This window comes from Rhodococcus sp. P3_B8, assembly GCF_056402775.1.
In genome coordinates, this window is sequence record NZ_JBFUGT010000399.1 from 1 (window position 1) to 6,299 (window position 6,299).

The window sequence follows — 6,299 nt, forward strand, 5'->3', positions numbered from 1 at the left end:
GGGGCCCCGACTTGACACACCTCATGTGACACACAACACTTGCCCACACCGACCGAGCGAGTGATCGGTCGGCCGCTCGAATTCGGACATCCCGTTCGGACCGAGCCGGAGAAAGGACATGCGGTGTCGTCGACGTTCATCAACGACGGAATCCAGGAGCCACCCGTGGCGACCACGCTCGACGCGTGGCAGGCGCGCGTGCAGGCGTATCCCGATCACCCGGCCGTGGCCTATTTCGATGGTGTCCTCACTGCCCGTGAGGTCGACGACCTGTCGGACGCCCTCGCCGTCGCGCTGAGCGAGTGGGGCGTCGGGCGCGGTGACCGGGTGGGCATCTACCTGCAGAATGTGCCGCAGTACGTCCTCGCTCTGCTGGCGCTGTGGAAGGTCGGCGCAGCAGCGCTGGTGCTCAATCCGATGTACCGCGGAAACGAACTCCGCCGCCTCGTCGACGATGCGGAGCCGATCGGCATCCTCTGCGAAGACGTGAGCGCCGCGGCCACGGCGGAGACCCTGCGAGGCAGCAGCGTGCGATTCTCGATCAGCACCAGCGCCCTCGATTTCCAGACCCGCAACGATCCGCGGGTGTTCGAGTCCACCACGCGCGCCACGCCGGCGGCCGACGGCGACCTCGTCGAACTCCTCGCGCGCTTTCGCGGCAGGCGGCCTCCCCTGGTCGAACTCGGCGGGGACGACCTCGCGCTGCTCACCTACACCTCCGGGACCACCGGCCCACCGAAGGGCGCGCTCAACTCCCACGCGAACGTGCTGGCCACCGCACTCGACTTCGGTGAGTGCGCCGGCGTCGTCGACGGGGACGTCGTGTTCGCCGTCGCTCCCCTGTTCCACATCACCGGCGCCGTGCTCAATGCGGGTGTCGCCCTCGTCCGGGACTGCCTGCTCGTCTTCGCGAACAGGTTCAACGCGGCCGTCGCACTGGAGACGCTCGTGGAGCACCGGGTGACCTACACGATCGGCTCGATCACCGTGTTCAACGCGCTGTCCGAGGTTCCGGGCGTGAGCGCGGACCACTTCGCCTCGGTCAAGACCCTCTACTCGGGCGGCGCGCCCATCCCGCCTGCCACCGTGGAGAAGTTCGAAGCCCGATTCGGCAAGTACATCCACAACGCGTACGGGATGACCGAGACGACGGCCGGAGTGATTGCGGTGCCACCCGGCCTGCGGGCGCCGGTCGACCCGTCGAGTGGCTCACTGTCCATCGGTCTCCCGCTGCCCCGGGTGGACATCCGCGCCGTCGACCCGAATGGTGACCCTGTTCCGCCCCACACCGCGGGCGAACTGGAAATCGCCGGACCGCAGGTTGTTTCGGGCTACTGGCGCAACCCGGACGCCTCCCGGGACACACTGCCCGGCGGACGGTTGCGCACCGGGGACGTCGCGATCATCGACGAGGCGGGGTGGGTGTACCTCGTCGACCGGCTCAAGGATCAGATCAACGTGTCCGGGTACAAGGTGTGGCCCCGTGAGGTCGAGGACACCCTCTACGAACACCCGGCCGTGCACGAGGCCGCCGTCGTCGGGCAACCCGACGACTACCAGGGCGAATCGGTGGTGGCCTACGTCTCGCTCCGCAAGGGCGCGACCGCCACCGAGGACGAACTCGTCGCGTTCGCCCGCGACCGGCTCGCCGCGTACAAGCGGCCGCGGCTGGTGCACATCATCACCGACCTCCCGAAGACCCAGACAGGCAAGATCCGTCGCAGCGACCTGCGTTGACGGCTCCTCCCCTCGACATCTCGACTCCGCGACCCCGACGAAAGTGACTGCACGTGAACGTCGACCTCACTCGCCAGGCGCAGCCTGACACCCATTCCGGCACCACCCTCGCCTCCCGCAAGAAATCGCTCCTCGCCAGCTCCGTCGGCAACGTCCTCGAGTGGTACGAGTGGAGCGCGTACGCGGTGTTCGCCCCGTTCATCGCGGCGGCGATGTTCAGCAACTCGGACCCGGTCTCGGCCCTGCTGTCCACGCTCGCCGTGTTCGCGGTCGGGTTCCTGATGCGCCCGCTCGGCGGGATCATCTTCGGCCGGATCGCCGACAAGCGCGGACGCAAGTTCGTCCTCGTCACGACCATGCTGATGATGGCCACCGGCAGCCTGATCATCGGGGTGATGCCCACCTACTCGACGATCGGCGCGTGGGCGTCGCTGATCCTGCTCACCGCGCGCGTCATGCAGGGCTTCGCGCACGGCGGCGAGTCCGCGACCGCGTATTCCTACGTCGGTGAGATCGCACCTCCGCACCGGCGCGGCATGTGGGGCAGCGTCGCGTTCATCGCGATCTTCGGCGGTTCGGTGCTGGCCTACACCGTCGGCGGCGTCGTCACCTCCTCCCTGTCCGACACCGCTGTCGGTCAATGGGGTTGGCGTATCCCCTTCCTCATCGGCGCGCTCCTGGCACTGTTCGCCCTGTACCTGCGCCGCAGCATGGACGAGAGCGACGTCTTCGATGCTGCGCAGAAGGATGACGATCAGCCGAGCATCCCCCGCCGCACCGTCGTCCGGGCGATCCTCCTGATGATCGGGATGACCTCGGGCATCACGGCCGCGCACTACACGTGGACGTCGTACATCTCCACGTACGCGATCACGCAGCAGGGCATGAATCCCGACACCGCGTACTGGATGCTGGTGATCGCTCAGCTGATCGCTCTGGTCTCGCTGCCGTTCCTCGGGTTGCTCTCCGACAAGATCGGCCGACGGCCATTGCTGGGGGCCTTCGCGGTTCTGATGTTCGTCCTGCAGTTGCCGCTGACGATGATGATCACGTCCGACGGGTGGACCCTGCTCGTCGCCACCACCGCCGCCCTGCTGATCGTCGCGGTCCCGGCGTCGATTCTGTCCTCCACGCTGTCGGAGAGCTTCCCGACGCGACTACGCACCCAGGCGATCGGATTCGCGTACTCGTTCTCCGTAGCGGTGTTCGGTGGCACCGCCCCGTACCTGAACCAGCTTCTCCTCGGACTCGACCTCGGCTGGGTGTTCGGCGTCTACATCATGGTGCTGGCCGTCCTCACCGGCGTCGCGTGCCTGTTCATGAAGGAGACCAAGGGCATTCGCCTCGAAGACGTGTGACCACGCGAAAGAGAACCGGCAGGTGCATCACCTGCCGGTTCTCACCCGAGCGAGTGACGGGATTCGAACCCGTGTGAACGGCTTTGCAGGCCGGTACCTCAACCACTCAGTCACACCCGCATCGATGATTACTGTGCCCGGCCGGTGCCCCGGGCGCGAGGGTTGCGCTCACGGTGATTCTGAAACCGACACGCCGGGGCGGGAACAAACCACGTGCCCTCGTTGCTGTGTTGCTTCGTGACCGACACCGAAGAACGCGCCGCCCCGACCGCCGACCGGACAACCACCCGTCCCAGCCTTCGGGTGATCCTGGTACTCGGCGCAATGGTGGCCCTCGGCCCCTTCACCATCGACATGTACCTGCCCGCGCTTCCGGACATCGGAACCGACCTCGGCGCGTCCTCGTCCGCGGTCCAGCTGACCATCACCGGCACCCTGCTCGGCCTCGCGCTGGGGCAGTTGATCGTCGGACCGCTCGCGGACAGCCTCGGGCGCAGGCGTCCCCTGATCGCCGGTATCGGTGTCCACGTCGTCGCGTCCGTGCTCGCGGTCTTCGCGCCGACCGTGGCCGTGCTGGGTGTGCTCCGCGTCTTCCAGGGCATAGGGGCCGCCGCCGCAGCGGTGGTCGCGCTCGCCGTCGTCCGCGACCTTTTCTCGGGGAACACCGTGGCCGTCGTGATGTCGCGACTGATGCTCGTGCTCGGGGTCGCACCCGTTCTCGCCCCGAGTATCGGTGGGGCGCTCCTCATCGCCGTCGACTGGCGCGGGATCTTCGTCGTCCTCGCCGTGATCGGCATGCTGACGGCGTTGATCGGTGTGTGGGGTCTGACGGAGACGCTGCCGCCGGAGCGGCGGCGCAAGAGCAATCTGCGCGCCGTGCTGGGCACCTACAAGAGCCTGCTGGGCGACCGCGCGTTCATGGTGCTCGCCCTCGTGTCGAGTGTGGCGATGGGATCGTTGTTCTCGTACGTCTCCGGTGCGTCGTTCGTGTTCCAGGACCAGTACGGCCTGGACGAGCAGCAGTTCGCGCTGCTGTTCAGCTCCGGCGCGATCGCTCTGATCGGCGCCTCGCAACTCAACGTCCGCGCCCTCGCACGGTGGTCACCGCTGCAGATCACGGTGTCGGCCCTCGCCTTCGCGACGGTGGCCGGGCTGGCGCTGGTCACCACCGCCCACTTCGAGTTCGGCGGGCTCGTCGGGTTCGTCGTTCCGCTGTGGTTCCTCCTCGCCGGTGTCGGCTTCGTCCTGCCGAACGCCCCGGCACTGGCTCTCGGCCGGCACGGGGAGGCGGCCGGTACGGCGGCCGCGCTGCTCGGCGCCCTGCAGTTCGGTGTCGGCGCGCTGATCGCTCCCCTGGTCGGCGTGCTCGGCAACACCGGCGTCGCACTCGCGGTCACGATGACTGCGTGCGCGGGACTCGGACTCGTGGCGTTGGCGGCCGCCGCGAAGGCGGAAGCGCACTGACGACACGTTCGGCAGATTTTCGCGGCCCATCACCCGTCATGGGATGATCGACGCATGCCACCACCGTCACCACTTCATCTCGACCCCATCGAAGAGGCCCACCGGCAGTGGACGAAGCACGGCTGGGGTGATGTCGCCGACGGCATGGCCGCGGTGACCTCGGTGATGCGGGCACAGCAGATCATGATGGCCCGGGTGGAAGAGGTGCTCAAGCCGTCGGGGCTCACGTTCGCCCGGTACGAATTGCTGACGCTGCTGACGTTCACGCGTACGGGTGCGCTCCCGAYGGCGAAGGCCAGCGCGCGCCTTCAGGTTCACCCGACCAGCGTGACGAACGCCGTCGACCGGCTCGAGACGGCGAATCTCGTGCGACGTGTCCCGCATCCGAGCGATCGCCGCGCGACCCTGATCGAAATCACCGACGCGGGAAGGAAACTGGCCGTCGAGTCCACCGAGCGACTCAACGCCCAGGTGTTCTCGCGCCCCGGGGTGTCCGGTGACAAGCTGGAACAACTGGTCACGATCCTCGCCGAACTGCGCCGCGAGGCAGGCGATTTCGACACCGGAGACGCCCCCACCAAGTGGTGAGAGACGACTGTCGCCCCGCACCGGATCCGGTGCGGGGCGACAGTCGTTCGGTGAGGGTGGTCTCGAACGAGCGGTTGACGGCTTCCTTCGCCATCATCGCGACCGGAAGCGACATTTCGGCGATGGTGGTCGCCGTCTGCAGCGCCTCGTCCAGGAGATCCGCGGCGGGCACGATCCGCGACACCAGTCCGGCGCGTTCGGCCTCCTCGGCGTCCATGTTCCGGCCGGTCAGGCACAGTTCCATGGCCTTGGCCTTCCCCACCGCGCGGGTCAGCCGCTGCGAGCCGCCGATGCCGGGGATGACACCGAGCTTGATCTCCGGCTGACCGAACTTCGCGGTGTCGGCGGCGATCAGGATGTCACAGAGCATCGCCAGTTCGCATCCGCCGCCGAGTGCGTAACCGGCGACGGCAGCGATCGTCGGCTTGCGGGCCGCGGCGAGGCGATCCCACGCGGCGAAGAAGTCGTCCAGGTAGACGTCCATGTACGACTTGGGCTGCATCTCCTTGATGTCGGCGCCCGCCGCGAATGCCCGATCGGAACCGGTGATCAGAATGGCACCGATCTCCGAATCCTTCTCCAACTCCTCCACCGCCGACACGACCTCGCGCATCAGCTCGGAGTTCAGTGCGTTGAGCGCTTTCGGACGGTTGAGGGTGATGATCCCCACCCGGCCCTTGCGTTCGAGCAGGATGGTCTCGAAGTCGGTCACTGGTCTCCCTTGGTAGAACGGTCGCGGATGTCGTTGATGATGGCCGAGAAGTCCTGGCCACCACCACCGGCGGCGTGGAACCGGCTGTACAGCTCGGCGGCCCGCAGCCCGAGGTCGGCCTCAACGCCGTTGGTCTTCAGCGCGTTCGCGGCGAGACCGAGGTCCTTGTCCATCAGCGCGGCCGCGAAGCCCGGCTGGTAGTCGTTGTTGGCCGGGCTCGTCGGAACCGGTCCGGGCACAGGACAGTTGGTGGTGAGCGCCCAGCACTGACCCGACGCGTTGGACGCGACGTCGAACAGGGCCTGGTTGCTCAGACCCAGCTTCTCGCCGAGGACGAACGCCTCACTGATGGCGATCATCGACACGCCCAGAATCATGTTGTTGCAGATCTTCGCGGCCTGACCGTTGCCCGGATCTCCGCAGTGGACGACCTTCTTGCC

The 6,299-nt window shown here is 67.4% G+C and carries 6 protein-coding genes and 1 tRNA gene; 4 read left to right on the top strand and 3 right to left on the bottom strand.

What is annotated here, in order from left to right; all coding sequences use genetic code 11:
- Positions 1 to 123: 123 nt before the first annotated feature.
- Together AC1D1G_RS41405 and AC1D1G_RS41410 are read left to right on the top strand one after the other, a co-directional pair.
- The gene (locus AC1D1G_RS41405) at positions 124 to 1,737 is read left to right on the top strand and encodes a class I adenylate-forming enzyme family protein (RefSeq protein ID WP_477956515.1); all 1,614 of its coding nucleotides are present in this window, start codon (positions 124 to 126) and stop codon (positions 1,735 to 1,737) included.
- A gap of 53 nt (positions 1,738 to 1,790) precedes the next feature.
- Positions 1,791 to 3,095: an MFS transporter gene (locus AC1D1G_RS41410; protein WP_477956516.1), complete on the top strand. Its 1,305-nt coding sequence runs from the start codon at positions 1,791 to 1,793 to the stop codon at positions 3,093 to 3,095.
- A 48-nt stretch (positions 3,096 to 3,143) separates the two neighbouring features.
- Here AC1D1G_RS41410 and AC1D1G_RS41415 read toward each other — a convergent pair.
- Positions 3,144 to 3,215: transfer RNA gene (locus tag AC1D1G_RS41415), tRNA-Cys, on the bottom strand.
- Between the two features lie 93 nt (positions 3,216 to 3,308).
- On the opposite strand from AC1D1G_RS41415, the gene AC1D1G_RS41420 reads away from it, so the two are divergent.
- Positions 3,309 to 4,559, top strand: a complete 1,251-nt coding sequence (locus AC1D1G_RS41420) for a multidrug effflux MFS transporter (RefSeq protein ID WP_283335878.1) — start codon at positions 3,309 to 3,311, stop codon at positions 4,557 to 4,559.
- Positions 4,560 to 4,613: 54 nt separating this feature from the next.
- Entirely contained in the window at positions 4,614 to 5,147 is a 534-nt protein-coding gene (locus tag AC1D1G_RS41425) for a MarR family winged helix-turn-helix transcriptional regulator (RefSeq protein ID WP_477956517.1), read from the top strand.
- Here AC1D1G_RS41425 and AC1D1G_RS41430 read toward each other — a convergent pair.
- Together AC1D1G_RS41430 and AC1D1G_RS41435 are read right to left on the bottom strand one after the other, a co-directional pair.
- A complete protein-coding gene (locus AC1D1G_RS41430) occupies positions 5,077 to 5,859 on the bottom strand; it encodes an enoyl-CoA hydratase-related protein (RefSeq protein WP_477956518.1) in 783 nt (260 codons plus the stop codon). The genes AC1D1G_RS41425 and AC1D1G_RS41430 overlap by 71 nt on opposite strands.
- On the bottom strand, positions 5,856 to 6,299 hold a 444-nt coding region (locus tag AC1D1G_RS41435), incomplete at its 5' end, for an NAD-binding protein (RefSeq protein WP_477956519.1). The genes AC1D1G_RS41435 and AC1D1G_RS41430, both read right to left, overlap by 4 nt.